This is a genomic window from Nocardioides sp. NPDC006303 (assembly GCF_040613175.1).
Classification (GTDB): domain Bacteria; phylum Actinomycetota; class Actinomycetes; order Propionibacteriales; family Nocardioidaceae; genus Nocardioides.
Genome location: NZ_JBEXRR010000006.1, coordinates 1 through 24,165 on the forward strand (window position 1 = coordinate 1; position 24,165 = coordinate 24,165).

The 24,165-nt window shown below is 69.1% G+C and carries 27 protein-coding genes; 11 read left to right on the forward strand and 16 right to left on the reverse strand.

The annotated features are described in order from the left end of the window. Positions 1-70: 70 nt before the first annotated feature. From glpX to ABZY89_RS06605, 5 genes are read right to left on the reverse strand one after another with little or no spacing between them, the layout of a single operon-like run. Positions 71-1,090, reverse strand: a complete 1,020-nt coding sequence (gene glpX / locus ABZY89_RS06585; protein WP_355225661.1) for a class II fructose-bisphosphatase — start codon at positions 1,088-1,090, stop codon at positions 71-73. Positions 1,091-1,133: 43 nt separating this feature from the next. Beyond that, entirely contained in the window at positions 1,134-1,832 is a 699-nt protein-coding gene (locus ABZY89_RS06590) for an ATP-binding cassette domain-containing protein (RefSeq protein WP_355225663.1), read from the reverse strand. Further along, positions 1,829-2,590: an ABC transporter permease gene (locus tag ABZY89_RS06595; RefSeq protein WP_355225665.1), complete on the reverse strand. Its 762-nt coding sequence runs from the start codon at positions 2,588-2,590 to the stop codon at positions 1,829-1,831. Before ABZY89_RS06595 ends, ABZY89_RS06590 begins: the two co-directional genes overlap by 4 nt. Before the next feature lie 58 nt (positions 2,591-2,648). Continuing rightward, positions 2,649-3,404 (reverse strand): molybdate ABC transporter substrate-binding protein, encoded by a 756-nt coding sequence (gene modA / locus ABZY89_RS06600; RefSeq protein WP_355225667.1) that lies wholly within the window; start codon positions 3,402-3,404, stop codon positions 2,649-2,651. Then, positions 3,401-3,790: a TOBE domain-containing protein gene (locus ABZY89_RS06605; protein ID WP_355225669.1), complete on the reverse strand. Its 390-nt coding sequence runs from the start codon at positions 3,788-3,790 to the stop codon at positions 3,401-3,403. The genes modA and ABZY89_RS06605 overlap by 4 nt, the downstream gene beginning before the upstream one ends. A gap of 130 nt (positions 3,791-3,920) precedes the next feature. On the opposite strand from ABZY89_RS06605, the gene ABZY89_RS06610 reads away from it, so the two are divergent. After that, the gene (locus ABZY89_RS06610; protein ID WP_355225671.1) at positions 3,921-4,544 is read left to right on the forward strand and encodes a DUF4245 family protein; all 624 of its coding nucleotides are present in this window, start codon (positions 3,921-3,923) and stop codon (positions 4,542-4,544) included. Between the two features lie 131 nt (positions 4,545-4,675). Here ABZY89_RS06610 and ABZY89_RS06615 read toward each other — a convergent pair whose 3' ends face one another. Both ABZY89_RS06615 and xseA read right to left on the reverse strand, forming a co-directional pair. Next, positions 4,676-4,873, reverse strand: coding sequence for an exodeoxyribonuclease VII small subunit (locus ABZY89_RS06615; protein WP_350662415.1), 198 nt, complete (start codon positions 4,871-4,873; stop codon positions 4,676-4,678). Then, positions 4,866-6,113, reverse strand: a complete 1,248-nt coding sequence (gene xseA, locus ABZY89_RS06620; RefSeq protein ID WP_355225673.1) for an exodeoxyribonuclease VII large subunit — start codon at positions 6,111-6,113, stop codon at positions 4,866-4,868. The genes ABZY89_RS06615 and xseA overlap by 8 nt, the downstream gene beginning before the upstream one ends. Before the next feature lie 65 nt (positions 6,114-6,178). Between xseA and ABZY89_RS06625 the strand changes: the two genes are divergently transcribed. Both ABZY89_RS06625 and ABZY89_RS06630 read left to right on the forward strand, forming a co-directional pair. Then, positions 6,179-7,177, forward strand: coding sequence for a 4-hydroxy-3-methylbut-2-enyl diphosphate reductase (locus ABZY89_RS06625; RefSeq protein WP_355225675.1), 999 nt, complete (start codon positions 6,179-6,181; stop codon positions 7,175-7,177). A 33-nt stretch (positions 7,178-7,210) separates the two neighbouring features. After that, positions 7,211-7,840: an L-threonylcarbamoyladenylate synthase gene (locus ABZY89_RS06630; RefSeq protein WP_355225677.1), complete on the forward strand. Its 630-nt coding sequence runs from the start codon at positions 7,211-7,213 to the stop codon at positions 7,838-7,840. 160 nt (positions 7,841-8,000) lie between these two features. Here the strand turns inward: ABZY89_RS06630 and ABZY89_RS06635 are convergent, their stop codons facing one another. Together ABZY89_RS06635 and ABZY89_RS06640 are read right to left on the reverse strand one after the other, a co-directional pair. Then, positions 8,001-8,444, reverse strand: coding sequence for a DUF6542 domain-containing protein (locus ABZY89_RS06635; protein ID WP_355018492.1), 444 nt, complete (start codon positions 8,442-8,444; stop codon positions 8,001-8,003). Between the two features lie 84 nt (positions 8,445-8,528). Then, the gene (locus ABZY89_RS06640) at positions 8,529-9,620 is read right to left on the reverse strand and encodes a DNA recombination protein RmuC (protein ID WP_355225679.1); all 1,092 of its coding nucleotides are present in this window, start codon (positions 9,618-9,620) and stop codon (positions 8,529-8,531) included. Between the two features lie 75 nt (positions 9,621-9,695). On the opposite strand from ABZY89_RS06640, the gene ABZY89_RS06645 reads away from it, so the two are divergent. Beyond that, entirely contained in the window at positions 9,696-10,013 is a 318-nt protein-coding gene (locus ABZY89_RS06645; RefSeq protein WP_355225681.1) for a TfoX/Sxy family protein, read from the forward strand. On the opposite strand, the gene ABZY89_RS06650 is transcribed toward ABZY89_RS06645, so the two are convergent. Both ABZY89_RS06650 and ABZY89_RS06655 read right to left on the reverse strand, forming a co-directional pair. Further along, a complete protein-coding gene (locus ABZY89_RS06650; protein WP_355225683.1) occupies positions 9,996-10,901 on the reverse strand; it encodes an endonuclease/exonuclease/phosphatase family protein in 906 nt (301 codons plus the stop codon). The genes ABZY89_RS06645 and ABZY89_RS06650 overlap by 18 nt on opposite strands. A 52-nt stretch (positions 10,902-10,953) precedes the next feature. After that, on the reverse strand, positions 10,954-11,736 hold the full coding sequence (locus tag ABZY89_RS06655; RefSeq protein WP_355225685.1) for an exodeoxyribonuclease III: 783 nt from the start codon (positions 11,734-11,736) through the stop codon (positions 10,954-10,956). Positions 11,737-11,781: 45 nt separating this feature from the next. Between ABZY89_RS06655 and ABZY89_RS06660 the strand changes: the two genes are divergently transcribed. The 4 genes from ABZY89_RS06660 (at position 11,782) to ABZY89_RS06675 (ending at position 15,511) form a co-directional block, all read left to right on the forward strand. Further along, positions 11,782-12,588 (forward strand): ABC transporter ATP-binding protein, encoded by an 807-nt coding sequence (locus tag ABZY89_RS06660; protein ID WP_355225686.1) that lies wholly within the window; start codon positions 11,782-11,784, stop codon positions 12,586-12,588. Continuing rightward, positions 12,585-13,436 (forward strand): ABC transporter permease, encoded by an 852-nt coding sequence (locus ABZY89_RS06665; RefSeq protein WP_355225688.1) that lies wholly within the window; start codon positions 12,585-12,587, stop codon positions 13,434-13,436. Before ABZY89_RS06660 ends, ABZY89_RS06665 begins: the two co-directional genes overlap by 4 nt. A 20-nt stretch (positions 13,437-13,456) precedes the next feature. After that, positions 13,457-14,545, forward strand: a complete 1,089-nt coding sequence (locus ABZY89_RS06670; protein ID WP_355225690.1) for an ABC transporter substrate-binding protein — start codon at positions 13,457-13,459, stop codon at positions 14,543-14,545. Between the two features lie 162 nt (positions 14,546-14,707). Continuing rightward, a complete protein-coding gene (locus ABZY89_RS06675) occupies positions 14,708-15,511 on the forward strand; it encodes a M57 family metalloprotease (protein ID WP_355225691.1) in 804 nt (267 codons plus the stop codon). Positions 15,512-15,572: 61 nt separating this feature from the next. Here the strand turns inward: ABZY89_RS06675 and ABZY89_RS06680 are convergent, their stop codons facing one another. Continuing rightward, complete coding sequence (locus ABZY89_RS06680) at positions 15,573-17,435, reverse strand: glycoside hydrolase family 3 protein (protein ID WP_355225693.1); 1,863 nt, start codon at positions 17,433-17,435, stop codon at positions 15,573-15,575. 243 nt (positions 17,436-17,678) lie between these two features. Between ABZY89_RS06680 and ABZY89_RS06685 the strand changes: the two genes are divergently transcribed. Further along, positions 17,679-18,740 carry an oxidoreductase gene (locus tag ABZY89_RS06685; RefSeq protein ID WP_355225695.1) on the forward strand — a complete coding sequence of 354 codons (1,062 nt, stop codon included), beginning with the start codon at positions 17,679-17,681 and terminating at the stop codon, positions 18,738-18,740. 2 nt (positions 18,741-18,742) lie between these two features. Here ABZY89_RS06685 and ABZY89_RS06690 read toward each other — a convergent pair whose 3' ends face one another. Genes ABZY89_RS06690 through ABZY89_RS06700 form a run of 3 tightly spaced genes read right to left on the reverse strand, consistent with a single transcriptional unit; the run spans position 18,743 to position 21,298 of the window. After that, on the reverse strand, positions 18,743-19,150 hold the full coding sequence (locus ABZY89_RS06690) for a VOC family protein (protein WP_355225697.1): 408 nt from the start codon (positions 19,148-19,150) through the stop codon (positions 18,743-18,745). Between the two features lie 40 nt (positions 19,151-19,190). Beyond that, positions 19,191-20,783: a PH domain-containing protein gene (locus ABZY89_RS06695; RefSeq protein ID WP_355225699.1), complete on the reverse strand. Its 1,593-nt coding sequence runs from the start codon at positions 20,781-20,783 to the stop codon at positions 19,191-19,193. Continuing rightward, complete coding sequence (locus tag ABZY89_RS06700) at positions 20,780-21,298, reverse strand: PH domain-containing protein (protein WP_355225701.1); 519 nt, start codon at positions 21,296-21,298, stop codon at positions 20,780-20,782. Before ABZY89_RS06700 ends, ABZY89_RS06695 begins: the two co-directional genes overlap by 4 nt. 128 nt (positions 21,299-21,426) lie before the next feature. Between ABZY89_RS06700 and ychF the strand changes: the two genes are divergently transcribed. Together ychF and ABZY89_RS06710 are read left to right on the forward strand one after the other, a co-directional pair. After that, positions 21,427-22,518, forward strand: coding sequence for a redox-regulated ATPase YchF (gene ychF, locus ABZY89_RS06705; protein ID WP_355225703.1), 1,092 nt, complete (start codon positions 21,427-21,429; stop codon positions 22,516-22,518). Position 22,519: 1 nt separating this feature from the next. Further along, positions 22,520-22,972 (forward strand): hypothetical protein, encoded by a 453-nt coding sequence (locus tag ABZY89_RS06710; protein ID WP_355225704.1) that lies wholly within the window; start codon positions 22,520-22,522, stop codon positions 22,970-22,972. 78 nt (positions 22,973-23,050) lie between these two features. On the opposite strand, the gene ABZY89_RS06715 is transcribed toward ABZY89_RS06710, so the two are convergent. Continuing rightward, on the reverse strand, positions 23,051-24,160 hold the full coding sequence (locus ABZY89_RS06715; RefSeq protein ID WP_355225706.1) for a hypothetical protein: 1,110 nt from the start codon (positions 24,158-24,160) through the stop codon (positions 23,051-23,053). Between the last annotated feature and the right edge of the window lie 5 nt (positions 24,161-24,165).

Below are 24,165 nucleotides of genomic sequence, written 5' to 3' on the forward strand. Positions count from 1 at the left end.
AAGCCGCTGGCAAGGATCACCCCAGGAGGTCCTTGCCGCGCATCTGGCCGGCGCAAGCGCCGGGCGAGGATCAGAAGTCGATCGCGCTGTACGCCTGGAGCTTGGCGAGCTGGTGCTCCGAGGTCACCTTGCGGATCGTGCCCGAACGGCTGCGCATCACCAGGGAGTCGGTGACGATGGCGCCGTGGGGGAGGTACTGCACGCCCCGCATCAGGTCGCCGTCGGTGATGCCGGTGGCGACGAAGAAGCAGTCGTCGCCGGTGACCAGGTCGTCGGTGTGCAGCACGAAGTCGGGGTCGAGGTTGTGGCCGGCGTCGAGGGCACGCTGGCGCTCCTCGTCGTCCTTGGGCCACAGCCGGCCCTGGATGGTGCCGCCGAGCGCCTTCATCGCGCACGCGGCGACGATGCCCTCGGGAGTGCCGCCGATGCCCATCAGCAGGTCGGCGCCGGAGCCGGCCCGGGCGGCCGAGATCGCGCCGGCGACGTCGCCGTCGACGATGAACTTGATCCGGGCGCCGGTCTCGCGGATCTCCTCGACCAGCTTGTCGTGGCGCGGCCGGTCGAGCACGATCACGGTGATGTCGGAGGCCTTGGTGTCCTTCGCCTTGGCCACCGCGGCGATGTTCTCGGCGACGGGGAGGCGGATGTCGACGACGTCGGCGGCCTCGGGGCCGGTGACCAGCTTCTCCATGTAGAAGACGGCGCTGGGGTCGTACATGCTGCCGCGCGGGGCGACCGCCATCACCGCGACGGCGTTGCTCATGCCCTTGGCGCACAGGGTGGTGCCGTCGATCGGGTCGACGGCGACGTCGCAGTCGGGGCCGGTGCCGTCGCCGACGTCCTCGCCGTTGTAGAGCATCGGGGCGTTGTCCTTCTCGCCCTCGCCGATCACGACGGTGCCGTTCATGGCGACGGTGGAGATCATCGTGCGCATCGCGTTGACCGCGACGCCGTCGGCGCCGTTCTTGTCGCCGCGACCCACCCAGCGGCCGGCGGCCATCGCCGCCGCCTCCGTCACGCGCACGAGCTCCAGGGCCAGGTTGCGGTCAGGAGCGGTGGGGGCGACGCCGAGCGGCTGGGTGTCGTTCATAGGGGTCAATCTATCCGCCGGGCGCGGTGGAGCGGCCACGGTGTCACTTGATCGATCCAGAGACAAGCCTCACAGCAAAACCCGACTGCGGGTCGTTCAGAACCTGCTCGGTGGGGCCGTCCTCGACGATGCGACCGTGCTCGATCACCACCACCCGGTCGGCGAGCGCACGGGCGTCAGCAGCGTCGTGGGTGACGATGATCGCGGTCCGGTCCTCGAGGGCGGTACGCAGCGTCTGCCGCAGCGCGGGACGTACGTCGACGTCGAGCGAGGCCATCGGCTCGTCGAGCAGGAGCAGCTCGGGGTCGGCCGCGAGGGCTCGGGCCACCGCCACCCGCTGGGCCTGACCGCCGGAGATCTGCGTGGGTCTGCGCCCGGCGAGCATCTCGGCGCCGACCTCGGTGAGGTGGCGGGTGGCGAGCTCGTTGGCCTGGCGGCGGTGTAAGCCACGGGCCCGGGGTGCGAAGGCGACGTTGGCCAGCACCGACAGGTGCGGGAAGAGCAGGGGGTCCTGGGCGAGGAGCGCGATCCCGCGGGCGTGCGGGGGAGTGCGGTCGAGGATGCGGTCCCCGAGGCGTACCTCTCCTTCGTCGGGACGCAGGAGACCGGCGATCACGCCGAGGATGCTCGACTTCCCGGCGCCGTTGGGGCCGGTGAGCGCGACCGTCTCGCCGGCGGCCACGTCGAGGGTGACGTCGATGCCGCGCTGGGGGATCACCGCACGCAGATGAAGTTTGCTCATAGGGCTCTCCCATGGCGGGCGAAGCCGATCACGGCGACGGCGACGACGACCAGCACCAGCGAGAGGGCGACCGCCGCGTCCGGGTCGTCGACGCGGAGCAGGTAGACCTGCAGCGGCATCGTGCTGGTGACCCCGGGCAGGTTGCCGGCGAAGGTGATGGTGGCGCCGAACTCGCCCAGGCAGCGAGCGAAGGCCAGGACAGACCCGGAGAGCAGGCCGGGGCCGACCAGAGGGAGGGTGACGCGCCGGAAGACGGTGGTCGGGCGGGCGCCGAGGGTCGCCGCGACCGCCTCGTAGCGGGTGCCACTGGTGCGCAGCGCGCCCTCGAGGCTGATCACCAGGAACGGCAGCGCGACGAACGTCTGCGCCATCACCACGGCGAGGGTGGTGAACGGGATCTGGATGCCGACCAGGTCCAGCGACTGTCCCAGCAGCCCACGGCGGCCGAAGGTGTAGAGCAGAGCCAGCCCGCTGACGACCGGGGGCAGCACGAGCGGAAGGAGCACCAGCGAGCGCACCAGCCCCTGACCCCGGAAGCTGGTGCGGGCGAGGACGGTGGAGAGAGGTACGCCGAGGAGGATGCACAGCGCGGTGCTCGCCACCGAGGTGCGCAGGCTGAGCCAGAGCGCCTCCAGCGCGGACGGCGAGGTGATCAGCGCCGGGAAGCTCGCGAGGTCGACGCGGAGGATGATCGCGGCGAGCGGAAGGATGATGAATGCCGCTGCCAGGGCCGCCGGGAACCACAGCCAGCGTGGCATGCCGACGGACGGACCGACCCCCCTCTGCCGGTCCGTCCGCCTGGCGGTCCCGAGAAGATCAGGGCTGGCTGAAGCCGGCATCGGTCAGGACCTTCTGTCCGGTCGCGCTCAGCACCAGGTCGACGAACTCCTGCGCGAGGTCGGCGTCATCGGAGCCGTCGATGGTGCTGATCGGGTAGGTGTTCACGACCTGGTCGGACTCCTCGAACTCGACGCCCGTCACGGTGTCGCCGGCGGCGGTCACGTCGGTGACGTACACGACCCCGGCATCGGCGTCACCGGAGGTGACCTTGGCGAGTACGTCGCTGACCGACTGCTCCTCGCTGACCGGCTCGATGTCGACGCCGGTCTCCTCCTCCATCTGCGCGGTCGCGTTGCCGCAGGGGACCTCGGCCGCGCAGACGACGACCTTGGTCCCGGCCTTGGCGAGATCCTGGAACCCGGTGATCTTGGCCGGGTTGCCCGGCGGCGTAGCGATCTCCAGCGTGTTGGCGGCGAAGTCCTGCGGGTCGGCGGCCAGGTCGCCGAGCTTGTCCATGTTCTTGGTGTCGGCCGAGGCGAAGACGTCCGCCGGGGCGCCGTCCTCGATCTGGGCCACCAGGTCGGAGGAGCCGCCGAAGCTGGTGGTCACCTTCACGCCGGGGTGGTCATTCTCGAACTGCTCGGCCAGCTCGGTGAACGTGTCGGTCAGCGAGGCCGCCGCGAAGACGGTCAGCTCGCGGTCCTCCGAGCCTTCGCTCGAGCTCCCGCAGCCGGCGAGCGCGAGGGTGGCCGCCACCGCGACGGCAGCACCGATTCCAGGGTTCTTGATCATGGGCGCTCCACGACGACGTTGGTCGACTTGATGGATGCGACCGCGCTGACGCCGGGCTCGAGACCCAGCTCGATGGCGGCCTCGGCGCTCATCAGCGAGACGATCCGGTAGGGCCCGCAGACCATCTCCACCTGGGCCATCACGGTGTCCAAGGTGGTCTTGGTGACGATCCCGAGCATCCGGTTGCGGGCACTGACCGCCTTCGCCCGGTCCGGGTCCGGGGCATCGGCCAGCTCCGAGGCCAGCTCGGCCAGAACGATGCCGTCGATGACCGCCCGGCCGTTCTCCGTGCTCGCCTCGATCCGTCCCGCGTCGATCCAGCGGCGCACGGTGTCGTCGCTGACGCCGAGAAGGCCGGCGGCTTCGGCGATACGGTAGGTGGTCACGAGAGGAGTATCGCATCTGCGGCGAAATCCTGCGCGAAGTGTCCTCATCTGCGGAACGCGTGGACCCGGTGGTCGAGCTTGTCGAGACCACGATTCGAGGGAACATCGACCGAGTGGGACCATGGAGGGCGTGAGCGACACCGATCAGCAGCAGCCCGCCCAGCCGTCGAATCAGCCGGCGGGCGAGCAGCCGGAGACCCCGGCGCGCAGCTACCCACGCACGTTCGGTGCCCTGATCGGGTCGATGATCTTCCTGCTCGTCCTCGTCGTCCCGATCGTGCTGATCGTGCAGTGGCGCGGCAACCTCGAGCGCGAGGTCAGCGGAGCCAACGAGACCTACAAGGCCGACTGGGCCGAGGCCGTACGCAGCGCTCAGGTCGCCGACCTCGACGTCGTCTACCCGCGCGAGCTGCCCTCGGGCTGGTACGCCAACACCGACCCGTCCTACAAGGGCGGCGAGGAGCCGTCGTGGACCATGTCGTTCGTCAAGGGCGAGACGTCCTACGTCGGCCTGGAGCTCTCGACCCGCTCGGCGCAGGCGCTGGCTCAGAAGAACGTCGACACCCAGGCCAAGGAGGGCGACGAGGTCAGCATCGACACCGACGTCGCCGACACCTGGACCGAATGGTCCGACTCCGACGGCGACACCGGCTACTCCGCCGAGGTCGACGGCCAGACCCTGATGCTCTGGGGCCCCAAGGACGGCGACGTACGCGACTACCTCGCCCTCATCACCACCGAGCCCCTGAAGTAGGGCCCGCCGCTGGTCGAGCCGCGAGCGCCAGCGAGCGTGTCGAGACCAACACGGTCCCATCGAGCGCCGAGGGGACCGTGTTGGTCTCGACACGCCTCCGCGTAGCGGCTCCGGCGGCTCGACCAGCGAGGTCAGTCCTGGATGGCGGCGTCGATCTTCTTCCGTGCGCCGTCGAGCCACTCCTGGCACAGCGTGGCCAGCTTCTCGCCGCGCTCCCACAGGGCCAGGGACTCCTCGAGGGTGATGCCGCCGGCCTCGAGCTTGCGGACGACCTCGACCAGCTCCTCGCGGGCCTGCTCGTAGGACAGGTTCTTGTCGTCGTCAGTCATCGGCTACGTCCTTCGTGGGCTCAGTCTTCTCGATCGAGGTGATGGTCGTTGTCAGGCGGCCGTCGGCGAGGCGGATGCTGACCGCCTCGCCCTCGGCGGCGTCGGCGACGCTGGTGAGGACGTGTCCGTCGGCATCCTGGGCGACGGCGTACCCCCGTCTCAGCGTCTCCAGGGGTGAGAGCGCGCGGGCGCGGGCGCGATGGTGGCCGATGTCGTCGGCGGCCCGGTCGAGGGCATGCCCGACGGTGCGGCGGGCACGGTCGCGCAGCGAGGTGACCTCGTCGCGCCGGGCGTCGATCAGGGAGCGCGGGTCGGCCAGCACCGGCCGCGAGCGCAACGCGTCCAGGAGCGTCAGCTCGCGGTGGATCAGCGCGGCGATCCCGCCGCGGAGCCGGTCGCGTCCGGTCGCCACGATCCGCTGCTCCTCGACCACGTCGGGTACGACGAGCTTGGCGGCATCGGTCGGCGTCGAGGCACGTACGTCGGCGGCCAGGTCCAGCAGCGGCGAGTCGGGCTCGTGGCCGATCGCGGAGACGACCGGGGTGCGGGCGGCGTGCACCGCACGGATCAGGTGCTCGTCGGAGAACGGCAGCAGGTCCTCGACCGAACCGCCGCCGCGGGCGATGACGATCACGTCGACCTCGGGGTCGCGGTCGAGCCGTTGCAGCTTCTCGACGACGTCGGCAGCGCTGCGCGCCCCCTGCATCGCGGCGTACGCCACCTCGAACCGCACCTGCGGCCACCGCCGCTTCGCGTTCTCGAGCACGTCCCGCTCGGCCGCGGAGTTCGCGGCGGTGAGCAGCCCGACCTTGGTCGGCAGGAAGGGGAGCGGGCGCTTCAGCTCGGCAGCGAAGAGCCCCTCGGCCGCCAGCAGCTGCCGGCGCTGCTCGAGCCGGGCGAGCAGCTCACCGAGCCCGACCGGACGGATGTCGCGGGCCTGCAGCGACAGGGTGCCGCGGTTGGCGTAGTAGGACGGCTTCGCATGGATGATCACCGAGGCGCCCTCGACCAGCGGCGGATTCAGGCTGTCGAGCAGGAACCGCGTGCACGTCACCGGCACCGAGATGTCGGCCACCGAGTCGCGCAGGGTCAGGAAGACGGTCTGCATCCCCGGCCGCCGGCTCATCTGGGCCACCTGCCCCTCCACCCAGACCGCACCGAGCCTGTCGATCCAGCCGCCGATCGCGTTCGCGATCTGCCGCACCGGGGCGGGCGACTCGGGGGAGGTGTCCAACGCCATGCCGCCAACCCTAGAGCGGGCCACCGACATTAGAGGTGTCACGCCACGGTCTCTAGACTGGAGCCATGAGCATCGACCTCGGCACCCCACGCCTGATCTCCGACGACGAGAAGGCTGTCCTCCTCGCGGAGCCGCGCGGCTATTGCGCCGGGGTGGACCGGGCTGTGATCACCGTCGAGGAGGCGCTGGACCTCTACGGCGCGCCGGTCTACGTGCGCAAGGAGATCGTGCACAACAAGCACGTCGTCGACGATCTGCGCAACCGCGGCGCGATCTTCGTCAACGAGCTCGACGAGGTGCCCTCGGGCGCGACCGTCGTCTTCTCCGCCCACGGTGTCTCCCCGGCGGTCCACGCCGACGCCGCCGTGCGTGAGCTGAAGACGATCGACGCGACCTGCCCGCTGGTGACCAAGGTCCACCTGGAGGCCAAGCGGTTCGCGCGCGAGGGCTACAGCATCCTGCTGATCGGCCACGCCGGTCACGAGGAGGTCGAGGGCACCATGGGCGAGGCGCCGGAGGCGACCACGCTCGTCGAGGGTCCCGGTGACGTACCCGGCCTCGAGGTCGCCGACCCCTCCAAGGTCGTCTGGCTCTCCCAGACCACCCTCTCGGTCGACGAGACCATGGAGACGGTCGCCGCGCTCCGGGCGAAGTTCCCCGAGCTGCTCGACCCGCCCAGCGACGACATCTGCTACGCCACCCAGAACCGCCAGCAGGCGGTCAAGGAGATCGGCGGGGCCAGCGACCTGGTCATCGTCGTCGGCTCCGGCAACTCCTCCAACTCGGTCCGCCTGGTCGAGGTCGCCCTCGAGGCCGGCGCCAAGGCCGCCTACCGCGTCGACGACGCCAGTGAGATCGACGAGTCCTGGCTCGAGGGCGTACGCAGCGTCTCGGTCACCTCCGGTGCCAGCGTGCCCGAGAAGCTGGTCGAGGGTGTCGTCGAGTTCCTCAAGGAGCGCGGCTTCCCCGACGCCCTGGCACACAAGAGCGCCGAGGAGTCGTTGATCTTCGCGCTGCCCACGGAACTCCGCAAGGACCTGAAAGCCGCTGCCGCGAGGGGTTGATCCCCGACCCATGATGGGCGTTAGGGTCGAGGGGTGGCCCGATTTCTCGACGTACACCCTGACAACCCGCAGTCCCGTCTGATCAGCCAGGTCGTCGATGCCCTGCGTGACGACCAGCTGATCGCGTACCCGACCGACTCCGGCTACGCGCTCGGCTCGCGGATCGGCAACAAGGAGGGTCGCGACCGGATCCTGCGGATCCGCGGTCTCGACGACCGCCACCACTTCACGTTGATCTGCAAGGACTTCGCACAGCTCGGCACGATGGTCCACGTCGACAACAGCGCCTTCCGGGCGATCAAGCACGCGACGCCGGGGCCATACACGTTCATCCTCCCGGCGACCCCCGAGGTGCCGCGACGGCTGATGCACCCGAAGAAGAAGACCGTCGGCGTACGCATCCCCGAGCACGCCGTCGTGCAGGCGCTGCTCGAGGAGCTCGGTGAGCCGCTGCTGTCCTCGACGCTGATCCTGCCCGGCGAGACCGAGCCGGAGGTCTTCGGATGGAACGTCAAGGAGGCGCTCGACCACCAGGTCGACATCGTCATCGAGGCCGGTGAGACCCCGGCCGAGCCGACCACGGTCATCGACTGGTCCGACGGCGAGCCCGAGGTCATCCGTGAGGGTGCCGGCGACGTCTCCGGGTTCTTGGCGCTGGACTGACCGGGCGTGTCTCCTAAAGACACGGCGGCCGCGAGCGGCGTTTCGGGCCGATCTGGCAAGGCGGCGCTGCGAAGGCATCCTGGAGGCTGTCGAGCGGCGCCAACGCTGCCAGATCGGATGCGAAACGCCGCGTAGCGGGCGTGGATTTGGGAGACACGCCCTAGGAGGCGAGCGCGCGTTCGCGCTCGACCTCGTCGCGGGTCTCGATGCGCTGTTTCAGAACCCGGCGGCGCATCACCAGGCAGCCCAGGCACAGGGCGTAGCCGATGAAGAGGCTGATCGCGTGGTGCCCGAGGCCGCTGACCACGGCTTGGACGAAGCCGTCCCCGGCGTCGGCGATCGACCCGGGCTGGGTCGCGGCCAGCAGGATGAAGATGCCGAGCATGATCAGCGGCGGGAGCACGCCGACCACGAAGAAGTCGCTGGGTCTGACGATCAGCGCGAGCGTCAGCGCGATCGCCACGAAGGTGAAGTCGAAGAGCAGGCCGATCTGGTCATCGATGAGCAGATCGACGAAGGTGACCGTCAGCGAGGTGGCGGATCCGAGCGCGACAACATGGCGGCCGGACTCGCGTCCTTCCTCCCAGATGGTGCGCTGACTCATGCCGCCGCCTCCGTCGCGCAAGCGCCATGATACGGACGCGACGGCCTGAGGCTTATGGTCGCTCGCTGGCGCTCGCTCATGGGGTCACGATCTCTCGAATGCAGCCTGTGTATCAGAACCCACGGTAGGGCCCGGCACACCGTCATTTTCGGCGGCGCGCCGATCATCCTCCCTTACGCTGCTCAGCCTTTCCACAGCGCGTATCTCCACCGGTCGCGGCGTCTCGAGTTCATCGTCGGTTACCGATAATTCATTGAAACGACGGGCGGCCACCAGGACCCGGTTGTCGAGGGATCCGATCGCCTGGTTGTAGCGGGTCACCGCGGTGTTGAGGGAGCGCCCGATCCCGTCCAGGTGGCCGGACATCGTGGACAGCCGCTGGTGCAGGTCACGGCCGAGTCGGTGGATCTCCCGGGCCTGCTCGGCGAGCGCCTCGTGGGACCATCCGTGCGCCACCGTGCGCAGCAGCGCGATCAGCGTGGTCGGTGAGGCCAGCACGACCCGGCGCTCCGCGGCGTACTCGATCAGGCCGGGCTCGGTCTCCAGCGCCGCCGAGAGGAACGACTCCGCCGGCACGAAGAGCACGACGAACTCGGGCGACTCCTCCAGGAAGCGCCAGTAGGACTTCGAGGCCAGCTGGTCCACATGCGTGCGCAGCTGGGCGGTGTGTCTGCGCAGGTGAGCTCGGTAGTCGTCCTCGTTGTCCGCGGACGCGGCGTCGAGGTAGGCGTCCAAGGGGACCTTGGAGTCGACGACCAGCTCCTTGTTGCCGGACAGATGCACCACCAGGTCGGGGCGCAGCCGCCCGTCCTCGAGATGGACCTGCTCGGAGAAGTCGCACTTGTCCACCAGGCCGGCGAGCTCCACCGCGCGGCGCAGGTGCATCTCGCCCCAGCGGCCCCTGACCTGGGGCTTCCGCAGCGCCGTCGACAGCGACCGGGTCTCGGTCTGGAGCCGCCCGACCTCCGTCTCGAACTGGCCCTGCCAGCGGGCCCGCTCCCGGTCGAGATGCTGCATCTGGTCGCTGAGCCGGTCGAGCCCCTGCATCACCTCGGCCTGGTCCACCATCCCCGCCGCGACCGTCCCCACGCTCCGCGACCGCGCCCACAGCACGCCGACCACGACGCCCAGGGCAAGACCGATCACCAGTCCGAGCACGAGGATCCAGATCTCCATGACATCGATACTCGCAGGGACCACCGACAATTTGTTCGGATGGGCACGGTCGGCGGTTCGTGGTTCCATGGAGGTATGGCGTACAACGTCGAGCTGGCCGAACGAGTGCGGGACCTGATGCCCGCCGGCACCACCGAGGTGAAGATGTTCGGTGGGCTGGCGTTCATGGTGAACGGCAACATGGCGTGCGCGGTCGGTGCCGACGACCTGCTCGTACGCACCGGCAAGTCGGCCTACGAGATCGCCCTCGCGGCGGGAGCCGAGCCGATGATCATGGGTGCTCGGACGATGTCCGGCTACGTCAACGTCGCCGCCGACCTGCTCAGCGGCGATGCCCTCGCCAGCTGGGTCGAGCGCGGCGTCGCCACCGCCGAGTCACTGCCACCGAAGTAGCGCGACGACGGGAAGGTGATCGCTCCCGGTCCGGTCCAACGGTCGTACGTCCTCGACCTCGGCACCACGGGCGAAGACGTGGTCGATGCGGATGGCCGGGAGGGCTGCCGGGAAGGTGAACCCGAAGCGGTCCTGCGGTTCGCTGACCTGGGAGATGACCGGACGTAGCGCGCGGTCACCCGCGTCTGCGTTGAAGTCGCCGGAGACGATCACGACCTCGGCGTCGTCGGCCCGCAATGCCTCGGCGAGAAGCCCGATGCTCCCGTTGCGCGCGGTGACATCCAGGCCTCGGACGCCCAGCCGGATCGAGGGCAGGTGCACCGCATAGACCGCGACGACCGGGGCGTCGTCGGCAGGCCTCGTCTCGACCCGCAGCCCGCGTCTCCACGACGCGTCCACGCCCGCCGGGCGCAGATCGAGAGGTGTCGCGTTCTCCAGAGGTCGTGCCGACCACACCCCGACGGTGCCGTACGTCTCGTGGTGCGGCAGGACATCTCCGAACGCCCGGCTGTAGTCGTCGACCCGCTCGGGAACCACCTCGTTCAGCGTCACGATGTCGGGCGAGGCAGCGAGGATCTCGCGGACGGTCCCGCTGATGTCCGTGTTCGTGTCGCTGACGTTGTGCTGGACGACGACCAGGTCGTGGCGCGAAGCGGGTGCGTCGGAGAGCTTGGTCTGGAACGTCCAGCCCCAGGCCACGGCGGGGACGATGAACGCGATGACGGCGACGGCCGACCGTCGCGCCAGCCCGACGAGCAGGAGCAGCACCGCGACCGCACCGAGCCACGGCAGGAACGTCTCCACCAGGCTGCCGATCCCGAACGCCGACGGGAGATGGGCGTGGAAGACGATCGCGCCGGCGGTGACGAGGAGCAGGACCGCGCACACCGTTCCACGGGACCAGACCGTGCTCCGGTCCTCCCGTTTCGCGGCATCGGGGTCAGTCGGCGAGATCGACGATCACCGGGGCGTGGTCGGAGGGGGAGCCGGCGCCGATCGCGGGGTTGCGTTCGTCGAGATCGACGAACGCGCCCGTCACCCGCGAGGCGAACGTCGGGGAGCCAAGGACGAAATCGATGCGCAGGCCGCGGTTACGCTCGAAGCGCTGCCGGTAGTAGTCGAAGTAGGTGTATGCCTCCGGACCGGGCACGAAGGGGCGTACGACGTCCTTGAAGTCCTTCTCGATGGCGAAGAAGGCGTCGCGCTCGGCGGGGGTGAGGTGGGTCTTGCCGACGAACTGCTTGGGGTCGAAGCAGTCCTCGTCGAACGGGCAGACGTTCCAGTCGCCGACCATGGCCGAGGGGCCGTCGTGCCAGGCCTGCGATGCCTTCTGCAGCGCCGCCAGCCACTCCAGCTTGTAGGCGTAGTGGGGGTCGTCCGGCTTGCGGCCGTTGGGGACGTAGACCGAGGTCACGCGTACGTCGCCGCACGTCGCGGTGATCGCCCGGGCCTCGGCGACGTCCTTGAACGACGGCATCCCCTCGAACCCGACCTGGATGTCGCTCAGCCCGACCCGGGAGATCAGCGCGACGCCGTTCCACTGGTCGTAGCCCACCGAGGCGACCTCGTAGCCACGGGCCTCCAGCCCCATCGTCGGGATCTGGTCGGGCTTGGCCTTGGTCTCCTGCAGGGCGAGCACGTCGATCGAGTGTCGCTCGACGAAGGCCTCGACGCGGTCGATGCGGGAGCGGATGGAGTTGATGTTCCAGGTGGCGATACGCACGCCCGTCAGACTATCCAGAAGACGTATTGGACTACCGTTTGAGGCGTGGGCAGCGCGACGATCGAGATGCACGGGGTCCGTCGTCTCTATGAGCAGGCAGATCTCGCCGAGCTGATCGCGCTCGACGACATCGATCTGACCATCGAGCCCGGCACGTTCGTGAGCATCATCGGGCCCTCGGGCTGCGGCAAGTCGACGCTGTTGCGGCTGATCAGCGGGCAGGAGTCGGCCGACGCCGGGAAGATCACCGTGTGCGGTCTGACGCCGAAGGAGGCGGCCGAGGCGAAGGCCTTCGGGTTCGTGCCGCAGTCTCCCGCGCTGCTGCCTTGGCTGAGCGTGCTGGGCAACGTGACCCTGCCCCACAAGGTCAATCGACGCGGGGCGAATCGCCGCAGCGACCGCGGCCGCCCCGACCTCGAGGCGATGCTGCGCGAGGTCGGCCTGGGGGAGTCGCTCCACAAGCTCCCCGCCGAGCTGTCGGGCGGCATGAAGCAGCGGACCGCGATCGTACGCGCCTTCGGGCTGCGCCCCGACGTACTCCTTCTGGACGAGCCCTTCGGTGCGCTCGACGAGTTCACCCGCGAGGCGCTCCAGGAGCAGCTGCTGGAGCTATGGGAGCAGACCCGCGCGACGGTCGTCTTCGTCACCCACTCGATCTCCGAGGCGGTCAGGCTGTCCGACAAGGTCGTGGTGATGGCCCCGCGACCGGGCCGGATCACCGACGTCATCGACATCGACCTGCCCCGCCCTCGTCACCAAGAGCTCCTCACCTCGCCCGAGTTCCACGCCTACGAGCTCGCCCTCCGGGGCAGCCTGAGGGACGCCTTCAGCCACGGAGAGGTCGTCTCGTGACCCTGGACTCAGGTACGCAGCCGGCCCCTCGGCAGCGGCCACATCTGGTCGTACCCACCCCCGAGCAGCTCGCCGCGCGTCGCCTGCGCCGCCGCACGCGACTGCTCCGCCCGCGCTACTGGCTCCCGTTCGTCCTCCTCGTCGTGGTGCTCGGGCTCGCCTGGGAGCTGGGCGCGCGGCGGATGCCCTACCTGTTCGCGCCGCTCGGCGACATCGCGAGCGTGCTGACCGAGGACCCCGGCTACTTCCTGAGCAACACTCTGGTCACCCTCAGCGAGGCGCTGGTGGGGCTCGGGATCGGTTTCGTCGCCGCCTTCGCCCTCGCCGTCGTGGTGAGCGAGATCGCGGTGGTGCGGCGTGCGGTGATGCCGGTGGCCGTCGTGCTCTCGGTGACGCCGCTGGTGGCGATCGCGCCGCTGCTCGTGGTCGCGCTCGGGTTCGGGATGGGGCCGAAGGTCGTCCTGACCGCGCTGGTCTGCTTCTTCCCGATCCTGATCAACGTGGCGACCGGGCTGCGGGCGGTGCCCTCGCCGGTGCTGCAGGTCTACCGCACCGTCGCGGCGAGTCGGCTGGAGGTGCTGCGCCACCTGCGGGTGCCGGCCTCGCTGCCGTACGTCTTCGCGTCCCTGCGGATCGTCTTCCCGCTGTCCATGATCGGCGCCGTCGTGGCCGAGCTCTCCGCCGCGGGGTCGGCCGACGGCCTCGGCAGCGTGATACAGGTGGCCAGCTCGCAGAACAGACTGGCTACGGTGTGGGCAGCGATCTTCGTCCTCGCGGCGCTCGGGTCGTTGCTGTTCTGGCTCGTGACGCTCGCCGAGCGTCGAGTGCTCCACTGGCACGAGTCCTGACCTGAGTTGAAGGAGCCTTCATGCCTCGCGTACGTCCGATCGCCGCTGCCCTCGTGTCGGCGGTCGTCCTGGTGGGTGCGCTGACCGCCTGCGGTTCGTCGCAGGACTCCGCCGGCGAGCAGGGCAGCGCGGTCTCGTCCGAGCGCTGCGAGCAGAACGAGAAGGCCGGCAGGATCACCTACATGTCGGGCTACTACTGGCAGGCGTCGGCATCGATCATGGAGGCCATCGCCGCAGGTCAGCTGGGCTACTTCAAAGATCTCTGCCTCGACGTCGAGCTCCAGCCGGGCTCGGGCGACGTCTCCCAGAACGCCAAGCTGATCGCCGCCGGGAAGGTGCAGGTCGGGCCGCTCTCCGAGCAGGACATCATGACCTCCAACGCGAGCGGCCTGAAGGTGCTCGGCGTCTCGTCCTACTCCAACGCCGGTCTCGACGTGCTGATGACCGGCACCGAGATCACCGACCTGAAGCAGCTCGAGGGCAAGACCCTCGGCCACAAGGGCTGGGTCCCGGTCGGCGTGCAGGCGATGCTCGCCGAGGCCGGCGTCGACATGGCGAAGGTGAAGCAGGTCAAGGTCGGCTACGACCCCGGCGTACTTCCTCGAGGTCAGGTCGACGCGCTGGTCGGGTTCGTCTCCAACGAGCCCAACCAGCTGAAGGAGGCCGGCGAGGAGGTCGCCGTCTGGGAGCCGACCGACTTCGAGGTGCCCGGTTCGCTCGGCGCCTACTCCGTCAACCCCGCCTGGGCCGAGAAGCACCCCACTGCCGTCGAGGACTTCCTGCGGGCCGTCTTCAAGGCCTACACCTACTGTGCCGCCCCCGACCACGTCGAGGAGTGCATCGGCTACCAGCACGACCTGGCCGGCGCCGAGTCCGACGAGAAGCACGAGACGGCCATCTGGCGCACCGAGGTCGAGGTCGCGGCCGACAACCCGCTCCCCGGCGGGTTCGGCTCGGTCGACCCCGACAACGTCGCGGCCCTGGCCGGGGTCGTGACGGCGTACGCAGGTCAGAAGGTCACGCCCGAGCAGGCCGCATCCTGGTTCGACACGTCCTTCGCAGAGGCCGTCGTCGACGACAACGACAAGGTGATCTGGCCCGCTCCGTGACGCTGCCGGTGGCAAACACAGGAATTCGTCTCGAAAGTTTTGCCTGTTCAACGGCAATTTCACCGAAGTTTCTATAGCCCATCCCTAGTCGCAACGCTTGAATCTCCTGTGGCCGCCGGCGTCAATCGCCGGCGGTCGTTCACAAATCCAGGAGGAAGAGCTATGCGAGTTCGTATTCCCATGATGATCGCCGCGGCTGCGGGTGCCGCGGCGCTGACTGCGTCGATGGTTCCCGCATTCGCCGAGGAGGCACCGAGCTACCAGGAGTTCGAGGCGTCCACGTACGTCGACGTCGACGGTCAGTACATCGTCAACGGCGACGAGGTCGTGTCCAACCAGGGCGACCTGCACAAGTTCTACGAGTCGATGGTCTCGACGCCGAAGCACGTCCCGGAGGACGGCCTCATCGTCAACACCGTCAGCGGTAAGGACGACAAGTGGTCGGCCTCCCAGGCGCTCAACCTGACCTACTGTGTCTCGAACAAGTTCGGTACCAACAAGGCCGGCATCGTCACCGCGATGGAGCAGGGCGCAGGCCTGTGGGAGGCGGCGAGCTCGGCGGTCGAGTTCACCTACGTCCCCGCCCAGGACGGCTCGTGCAACACCCGTAACTCCAACGTGCTCTTCTCGGTCGAGCCGGTCAGCACCTCGCAGTACATCGCGCGGGCGTTCTTCCCCTCGACCTCGAAGCGCTCGCGCAACGTGCTCATCGACGACTCGATCTTCTCGTCGGGCAACTGGGAGCCGGGTGACATCCTCGCGCACGAGCTCGGTCACGCCCTCGGGTTCCGCCACGAGCACACCCGCCCGGAGGCGGCGACCTGCTTCGAGGACAACAATTGGCGTGCGCTGACCCCGTACGACTCCTCCTCGATCATGCACTACCCGCAGTGCAACGGTGGCTCGGAGGACCTGGAGTTCCAGGCCTCCGACGCGGCCGGGATCCGGGCGCTGTACGGCTCCTGATCCACCAACAGCACGAGAGCGGCCCTCCCGGTTCACCGGGAGGGCCGCTCTCATGGGGTTCCTAGTAGGACAGCCCGTGGCCGAGCGGGAAGAGATCCGGGATCTCGACCGGGAGCTTGCCGCTCGGGTTCACCTCGCCGTAGAGCACCCGCACCAGCGACTCGAGCTGGTGGGAGGTGTAGCCGTAGGTGTCGAGAACCGTCGCGGCCTCGGGGAAGGACGTGACGTCGTAGGGGTTGCGCATCGCGGTCACGATCACCGGGACGTCGGTGGCGAGCAGCGCCTTGACCAGCTTGGTCTGGGCCACAGACGCCGGGGTCGGCTGGCCGGTCGCCGGGTTGATCTGCCAGGCGTTGTTGGTCGGCACCACCACCAGATCCTTGCCTGCCGCAGCCGCGACCGCGGCATCGATCTGGGCGTCGGTCGGAGTGGTGCCCGACTGCAGCACCTGGGTCGTCGCGCCGCGCTTCTGGAGCCCGGCCGCGATGCCCGCCGTCGTGTCCACGCCCCAGCCCGCGACCAGGACGTTCTTCGCCCCGGGCGCCAGCGGCAGCAGGTCGTCGTCGTTCTTCACCAACGTGGTGGTGCGGTCGGAGATCGCCTGGGCGTCGGCCTTGTGCGCCGGGTTGCTGAAGACCGCCGGAGCGGCCGCCGGGTCGACGTATGGGCTCTCGAAGATCTTGTTCTCGAGCTTGTGCTCGAGGATCCGATAGACCGACTCGTCGAGCCGCTTGCGCGAGATGGTGCCGTTCTTGACGGCGTCGAGGACCGCGGCGTACGCCGTGTCCATCTGCGGCGGGATGAGCAGCTGGTCGGCGCCGGCGAGGAACGCCTCGACCGGGGCGACGTCGGGCGGGTACGTCGCGCTCGCGCCCTGCATGTCGAGGGCGTCGGTCACGATCAGGCCGTCGAAGCCCATCTCCTCGCGGAGCAGGCCGGTGAGGATCGGCTCGGACATGGTGGCCGGCTCGCCGCTCGGGTCGATCGCGGGCACGGTCACGTGGGCCGTCATGATCGCGTCGATCCCGGCGTCGATCGCGGCCTCGAACGGCGGCAGGTCGATCGCCTCGAGCTCCTCGCGGCTGTGGGTCACCTCGGGCAGGCCGTAGTGGCTGTCGGTGCCGGTGTCGCCGTGGCCCGGGAAGTGCTTGGCGATCGAGGAGAGGTCACCGTCGTCGAAACCGCCGACCTCGGCCGCGACGATCTCGGAGACCGCGGCGGAGTCGGCTCCGGCGCTGCGGATGCCGATGACCGGGTTGTTGGGGTTGAGGTTGACGTCAGCGACGGGCGCGTAGTCCTGAGTGACCCCGACGGCGGCCAGCTCGGTGCCGATCACCTCGGCGGACCGGGCTGCGTCATCCGTCGAGCCACCGGCGCCCAGCGCCATCTGGCCGGGCATCTGGGTCGCGCCGCTGGCCGGACCGAAGCGGGCCACGAGCGCGCCGCCCTCCTGGTCGACCGCGATGTTGAGCGGGATCTTGGGCCGCTGCTGCAGCGCGGCGCGCTGGAGACCGTTGGAGAGCGTCGCCACCTGGGCCGCGTCGCCGATGTTGTCGGGGCCTCGGGTGGTGAAGTAGATGACCCCGCCGGGCTGGTACTTGGCGATCGCCTGGGCCGGGGTGTCCACCCCGTAGAGCCTCTGGTTGCCGGCCTTCGCCGTGTCGCTGACGTTGTTGGCGTCGCGTCCGTAGACCTCGATCACGAAGAGCTGGCCGACCTTCTGCTGCAGCGACATGTGGCGCATCAGCGAAACGATCTGGCCGTGCTGCGTCGGTGCCCTGCCCAAGGTGGACTGCGTGGCGGTCGTCGCGGGCGGATCCGGCTCTGCGGCGTGGGTTGCTGCGTACGGCGTCGCAACCGCCACCGCGGCCGCGAGTCCCGCAGCCGCCAACCTTCCGCGTCTGGTCAGTGTCGTTCTGCTCATGACAACCTCCCCATCTGCACCGCTGATACGCGGCACGGCGATTCACTCTAGGGGCTACCAACCGGTCACGGAAGAAAATTCCCGAGTCCGCACATCTGGCCCGTCGAATCTGGACTTGTGGAGGACGAAACTCGACCTTCGTCGCCCACAACTGCAGATTCGCCTGCCATTGCCACCGATTCGGCGGACGAGTTTTGCCGGATCGGTGGACAGAACGGTTTCGCAGGGCCAGGGTGAACCTTCGTGCGCATCGTTGTCGGAGCCGCAGCGGCGGCCACTCTCGCTCTCACCACCCTCACGTTCGCGCCGGCGGCGCAGGCTGTGCAGTCAGTGCAGTCAGGGGGTGCGTACGACTGGACGTCTGTGAACGTGGACACGACACAGGGGTTCCGGGCGCTGGACGCCGTCGACGCGAAGACCGCGTGGGTCGGCGGGGACGGCGGGGGAGTGTTCCGTACGACCGATGGCGGCCGGACCTGGGACGAGGTCTCGCCGCCGGGATCCGACGGGCTTCTCTTCCGCGACGTCGAGGCACGCTCGGCGAGCGAGGCGGTGGCGCTCTCCATCGGCGAGGGTGAGGCGAGCCGGATCTACAAGACCGTCGACGGCGGAGCGACCTGGACCGAGACGTTCCGGTCCGCGGAGACGGCCGCGTTCTACAACTGCGTCGACTTCTGGCCCGGCGGCAAGCGCGGGATCGCGATGAGCGACCCGGTCGACGGCGAGTGGCGCATCATCACGACCTCCGACGGCGGCGACACCTGGACGATCGCCGACACCCGCGGCCTGGAGGCGCCGGGCGAGTTCGGTTACTCGGCCAGCGGGACCTGCCTGGTCACCGCGGGGGCGCGCGACGCCTGGATCGGCGGTGGCGGCGCCGCCGCGAAGATCTACGCCACCCACGACGGTGGTCGTTCCTGGTCTTCCGCCGATTCCACGATCGCGACCGGCGAGGCCGCCGGCGTCTTCGGGCTCGGCTTCCGCAACCCTCGCCAGGGGATCGCGGTCGGTGGCGACTTCGGCCTCGAGGACGACGGCGTCGACCGCGCCGCCTACTCCACCGACGGTGGCCGCACCTGGACCAACTCCGACTCCGACCTGGGCGGATACCGCGAAGCGGTCGCCTGGATCGGCGGCCGCACCGCGATCGCCGTCGGCCCCAACGGCAGCGACATCAGCCACGACAACGGCCGTTCCTGGAAGCCGTTCGGCGCCACCCAGACCCGCTTCCACACCGTCGACTGCGCCCGAGGTGTCTGCTGGGCCGCCGGTGCGGGCGGACGGGTCGGGGTGCTCGCCCGCTGAGGTCAGATCTTGAGGCCGATCGTCATCGGTCCGCTCGAGGTCATCTCGTGCTCGCCGCGCTCGATGCAGAACTCGTTGCCCTCGGGGTCGCGGAGCGCGACGAAGCCGGTCCCGTCGTCCTTGCGGTGGTCACCGAAGATGGTCGCGCCGAGCGAGAGCGCGCGCTCGACGAGCTCGTCGCGGGTGGTGTCCTCGGGCTTGATGTCGATGTGGACCCGGTTCTTCGCGGACTTCGCCTCGGGCACCGGGACGAAGAGGAACATCAGCTCCTTCGACGGGAAGCTGCGGGCGACGATCACCTCGGGGTCCTCGTCGTAGAAGAGGTGCCAGCCGGTGACGGCCGACCAGAACTCCCCGAGCTTGCGGGGGTCGGCGCAGTCGAAGGTGAAGTGGCGGATCTGGATAGTCATGGCCGGATCATCCACCGAAGCCTGTCTGTAGCGGAACGGGTTATTCGACGAACTCCGAGACCGTACGCGGCGTGGCCGCCGTCGCGAGGGCCACGGCCGTCTCGAGCGGCACGTCCGGGATGTCGACGTGCTCCTGGCCGGCCGCGGTCATCGCGGTGACCTGGGCCAGGCCGATGCGGCGGTCGAAGAAGGTCTGCCGGACCCGCCAGCCGATGATGCCGTCGGTCTGCAGGGCGGTGCGCACGGCGGTGTAGGAGCCGGAGCGAACCACGAGGTAGCGGTCGGTGACCGCGTGGCCGAGGTGGCGGTGACGCAGCTCGGCACCGAGCAGCCCGAGAACGAGGGCCAGCACCAGCATCGCGACCGGGACCCACCAGAGCCAGGTGTCGCCGAAGACGCCGATCAGCACGGTCGGGACCAGCGCGACGAGCGTCCATACGACGGTGGCGACGACCGCCCGGAACCAGTAGCGCCTTCGTGGCCGCGGGCCATGGCCGGTGAGCGCCGCCGAGAACGCGTCCTCGCCGAGGATGTCGGTGCCGACCTCGGAGACGACCTGCTCCGGGGCCGTCGGCAACACCGCGGGGGAGTTGTCGTCGAGCCCGGTCGTCAGCAGGTTGAGGTCGGCGCCGCCGGCCATGCCGATCAGCGGGCCGACGGTGGAGGTGGCGCCGCGTACCTTCGCCTCTTCCACCGTCGTCGCGCGGGTGCTGGTCAGGCCGAAGCTGTGCCGCAGCGTGGTGCCCTCCCGGCCCTGCTCGCGCACAACCTGGAGGTCCCACCACCGCACCGCGTAGCCGACGCACGACCCGATCGCCCACACCGCGGCCGCCCCGACGATCGCGATCGGGATGGCGATGAACAGCATGCGTACGACCTCGTCGACCGGGACGCCGTTGACCTCGCCGTTGGTGACCCGGACTCCGAAGGACCCCCACGGGATCAGGTCGGAGAAGGCACCGAAGACCGCACCCAGACCGCCGACCGCGATCGCAAGGTTCTTGAGGTTGAGCGGGGCGTACCTGATCCAGGACCAGTCGAGGTTGGCGATGATCTCGCCTTCGGGCGAGGCCGCGACGGGCTCGATCTCTGGCGAGGAGCCTTCAGCTGAGGACATCTCGGCCGCCGATGGCGCGGGGGCCGCGTGCAGGAGCTCGCGCCGCAGCCGGGCGGCCGCGTCCTTGGTCAGTGAGTCGAGGGTGATCTGGCCCTCGTCGACCCCGGTGCCGACGCTGACCTTGGTGACCCCGAGGGCGCGGTGGATGAGGGTCGAGCTCAGGTCGACGCTACGCACCCGGTCGAGCCGGGCGGTCAGGGTGGTGCGGTTGAGCAGACCCTTGCGTACCTCCAGGTGCGTCGGCGTCACCCGATAGCTCGTGGTCAGCCACGGGACCATGCCGGCCAGGGCAGCGACCACCGCGATGCCGGCCGCGACCAGCAGACCGATGAACACGTTCGCCTGCCCGGCGCCGAAGGCACCGATCGCGGCCGGGATGATCGCCTGGCGCAGCGTCGAGAGCGGGCTGACGACCGCGGTCCAGCCGGCCAGCCGCTGCCACTCCGCGTCCGGGACGGCAGGAGGGTCAGGGACCTCGGAAACCTCAGGGACGTCAGGGACCTCGGGCGTGCTCACGTCGCGTCCTCAGGCGTCGCCGCGGTGATCGCCACCAGCTTCGCGACGACCTCGAGCGCCAGCGCGTCGTCGAGGCAGGCGATCTGGACGATGCCGGCGGAGGAGGCGGTGGAGACCTTGACCGTACGCAGCCCGAACCGCCTCATCAGCGGCCCCTGGGTCGAGTCGACCGTCTGCACTCGGGAGAGCGGCACGATCTCGTCGACGACGGTGAGCCATCCGTGGCGCACGTGGACGGCGATGTCGGTCACCTCCCACCGGTGGATCCGGAACCGGATCGAGGGCACGAAGGTCAGCCCAGGCACCGGTGCCAGGACGAAGATCACGGCGACGAGCCAGAGGATCCACGTCCAGAAGCCCTCCGGGACGAGGACCGCCGCCACGATCGCTCCCACCGCGAGGGCCAGCCAGATCACGGCGCCGATCGCCTCCGCCGTACGCCAGTACGCCGGTGCGCGCTCGGAGACCTGATGTGCGGGTTCGCGCAGTCGCTGTGGTGTGTCGGGGGCGTTCACGGGCGCGAGCCTATTGGGTGGGGTCCCTTTACCGTCGGAATTCGTGGTCGGCGATTACGCACCAGGGTGTGCACCAACCCCGTCCGCGTTTCGTTCGTGGTCGGCGTACGACCATAGGATTGTCGATCGTGGCACTCACCATCGGCATCGTGGGACTTCCCAACGCGGGCAAGTCGACCCTCTTCAACGCTCTGACCAAGAACGACGTACTCGCGGCGAACTACCCGTTCGCCACCATCGAGCCCAACGTCGGTGTCGTCGGGGTGCCCGACGAGCGGCTGGCCGAGCTGGCGAAGATCTACGGGTCCCAGAAGCTGCTGCCGGCCACGGTGCAGTTCGTCGACATCGCCGGCATCGTGCGCGGCGCCTCGCAGGGTGAGGGCCTGGGCAACAAGTTCCTCTCCCACATCCGTGAGTCCGACGCGATCTGCCAGGTCACCCGGGTCTTCCGCGACGATGACGTCACCCACGTCGACGGCAAGGTCGAGCCCGCCAACGACATCTCCACCATCCAGACCGAGCTGATCCTCGCCGACCTGGAGACGGTCGACAAGGCGATCCCGCGGCTGGAGAAGGAGTCGCGCAAGGCTCCCGACCTCAAGGCGAACCTCGCGGCCGCGGTCGAGGCCAAGGAGGCCCTCGAGGCCGGCACCCCGATCATTGCCACGAAGATCGACCGTGCGCTGATCCGCGACCTGATGCTGCTCACCGCCAAGCCCTACATCTTCGTCTTCAACTGCGACTCCGACGAGCTCGCCGACGAGGCATTGAAGGACTCGATGCGTGAGCTGGTCGCCCCCGCCGAGGCGATCTTCCTGGACGCGAAGTTCGAGTCCGAGCTCGTCGAGCTCGACGAGGACGAGGCCCGCGAGTTCTTGGCCGACGCCGGCGTAGAGGAGCCCGGCCTGGACATCCTCGCCCGCGTCGGCTTCGACACCCTCGGCCTGCAGACCTACCTCACCGCCGGCCCCAAGGAAGTCCGCGCCTGGGAGATCCCCAAGGGCGCCACCGCCCCCGAGGCCGCCGGTGTCATCCACACCGACTTCCAGAAGGGCTTCATCAAGGCCGAGATCGTCTCCTACGACGACCTCATCTCCGCCGGCTCCGTGGCCAAGGCCCGCGACCTCGGCAAGGTGCGCATGGAGGGCAAGGACTACGTCATGGCTGACGGCGACGTGGTCGAGTTCCGACACGGAGCAACGTCTAGCGGGAAGAAGTGACGTGCCGTTCTGGCAGGTTCTCGTGATTGCCGCTGTTCCGTCAGCGGCCGCTGTACTCACCGCTGCACTTGGATTCCGTGACCTTGGAATGCGTCGCCGCCTTGAAACCTCCAAGCAGTTCCTGAGCCTCTTCGCGACGGCACACGGTCGGCCCATAGACGGACGCGACGGAGTTGGGGTTGGCGAACAAGTCGCAACGATCCACCTGATTGCTGACTTTGCAGCGTCTGAATCTCTCCTGCGGAACGCGGCCCGTGAGGGTTTGACGGATTTCGCGACCTGGGGAGATGGCATCGAAGCCACGCGCGTGGACCTTGCTCCGTTGCTGGCGACGCTCCCAGAGGACAAGGCGGAAGAGGCTGCCGCGCAAGCGATTGCGCTCCTAAAGCGCAGTAGTTCCAATCAGCGGAAGATCGCTGATGCTGCCAAGGAAGCGCTTAAACGCCTGCAATGAGGCGTGGTGAGAGTCGCGCGAGCGCCCCCGGGCCAGACCGTCCCGGGGGCGCTCGCATTCGCCAGATTGCTAGGGGATCTACGGCGTCTCGGGCGCGGCGACGGCGACCGCCACGACGCCCCCTGCCTGCCGGATGCTGAATCCGGAAATCAGCTCGGTCATCACGTTGATGACGTTTGTCTTCGGCGTGAGCGTGGTCGTGGTGGTGGTCGGCAGCGCGACGCCGTAGCGTCCCACGGCTGCCAGGGCAGCCACGAGAACCGTTCCGGGAGTGGCGGAGACAGACGGGTAGAGACGCGCTCCGCTGAATGTGGCGACGCGAGAGGAAACGTCGTCAGCGTTGGCCGGGACCGTTTCGGCGAGCGCGGCGAAGTCGACGGGGGCGCACACGATCACGTCAGCCGGGGCGGCAACGGTGGCTTCCACCTCGGCGACGGCGCCCCGGACGGATGCGGCGATGTCGTCGCCGACAGCGACCGGCGGACCTGCCGCCAGGGTAAGCGCGTCGATCACGAAAGCGTCTTCGTCTAGCGCGATGCCCATCGCGTGCCAGCGGGCCACGTCGAGCAGATCCATCGCCAGCGATGCCTGCACCGTGACGTCGGTCCAGCGGGCGAAGGTCTGCGGCTCAAGCTGGTAGGGGTCGATGGCGTCGGCCTCCGGCTTGGTCCCTCCCTCCGGCGTCGGCGCGGTCGGCGTCATCTTGCCGTAGCGGGGACCGGACGCCCCGCCGATCTCGACCGGCTCAGCCTTGAGCCCGGCGACCGTGACCAGACGACGCGGCTCGCGGAGGTTGGAGGTCTTCCAGCTCGTGACGCCCTTGCCAGAGTCGGCGGTCGTGATCAGGGCGCGCGTCTCGACGCTCGCGAACGGCTGACGCTGCCGCATGGCGGTAGCCAGCTCGGCAAGCTGATCCTCAGACGGGATCAGCCCGGGCAGCCCGCGCGACTGGCCCGCGCTCTGACCGGCTCGCGTCTGCTCGGCGCGGTGGAGTACGCCGTTCATTTCGTCGGCGGCTCGCTGAGCCTCCTGCACCTTGGTCAGCCGCTCGATACGGGAATCGAGATCGGCGGCGCGATTTTCGGCTTCGGCGAGATCGGGGTTCTTCGGGTCGAAGTCGTCGGCTTCCAGCAGACCACGGGCGGTTGCTCGGTGACCGTCTCGCTCGGCGCGGAGCTTGGTCAGCATTTCTG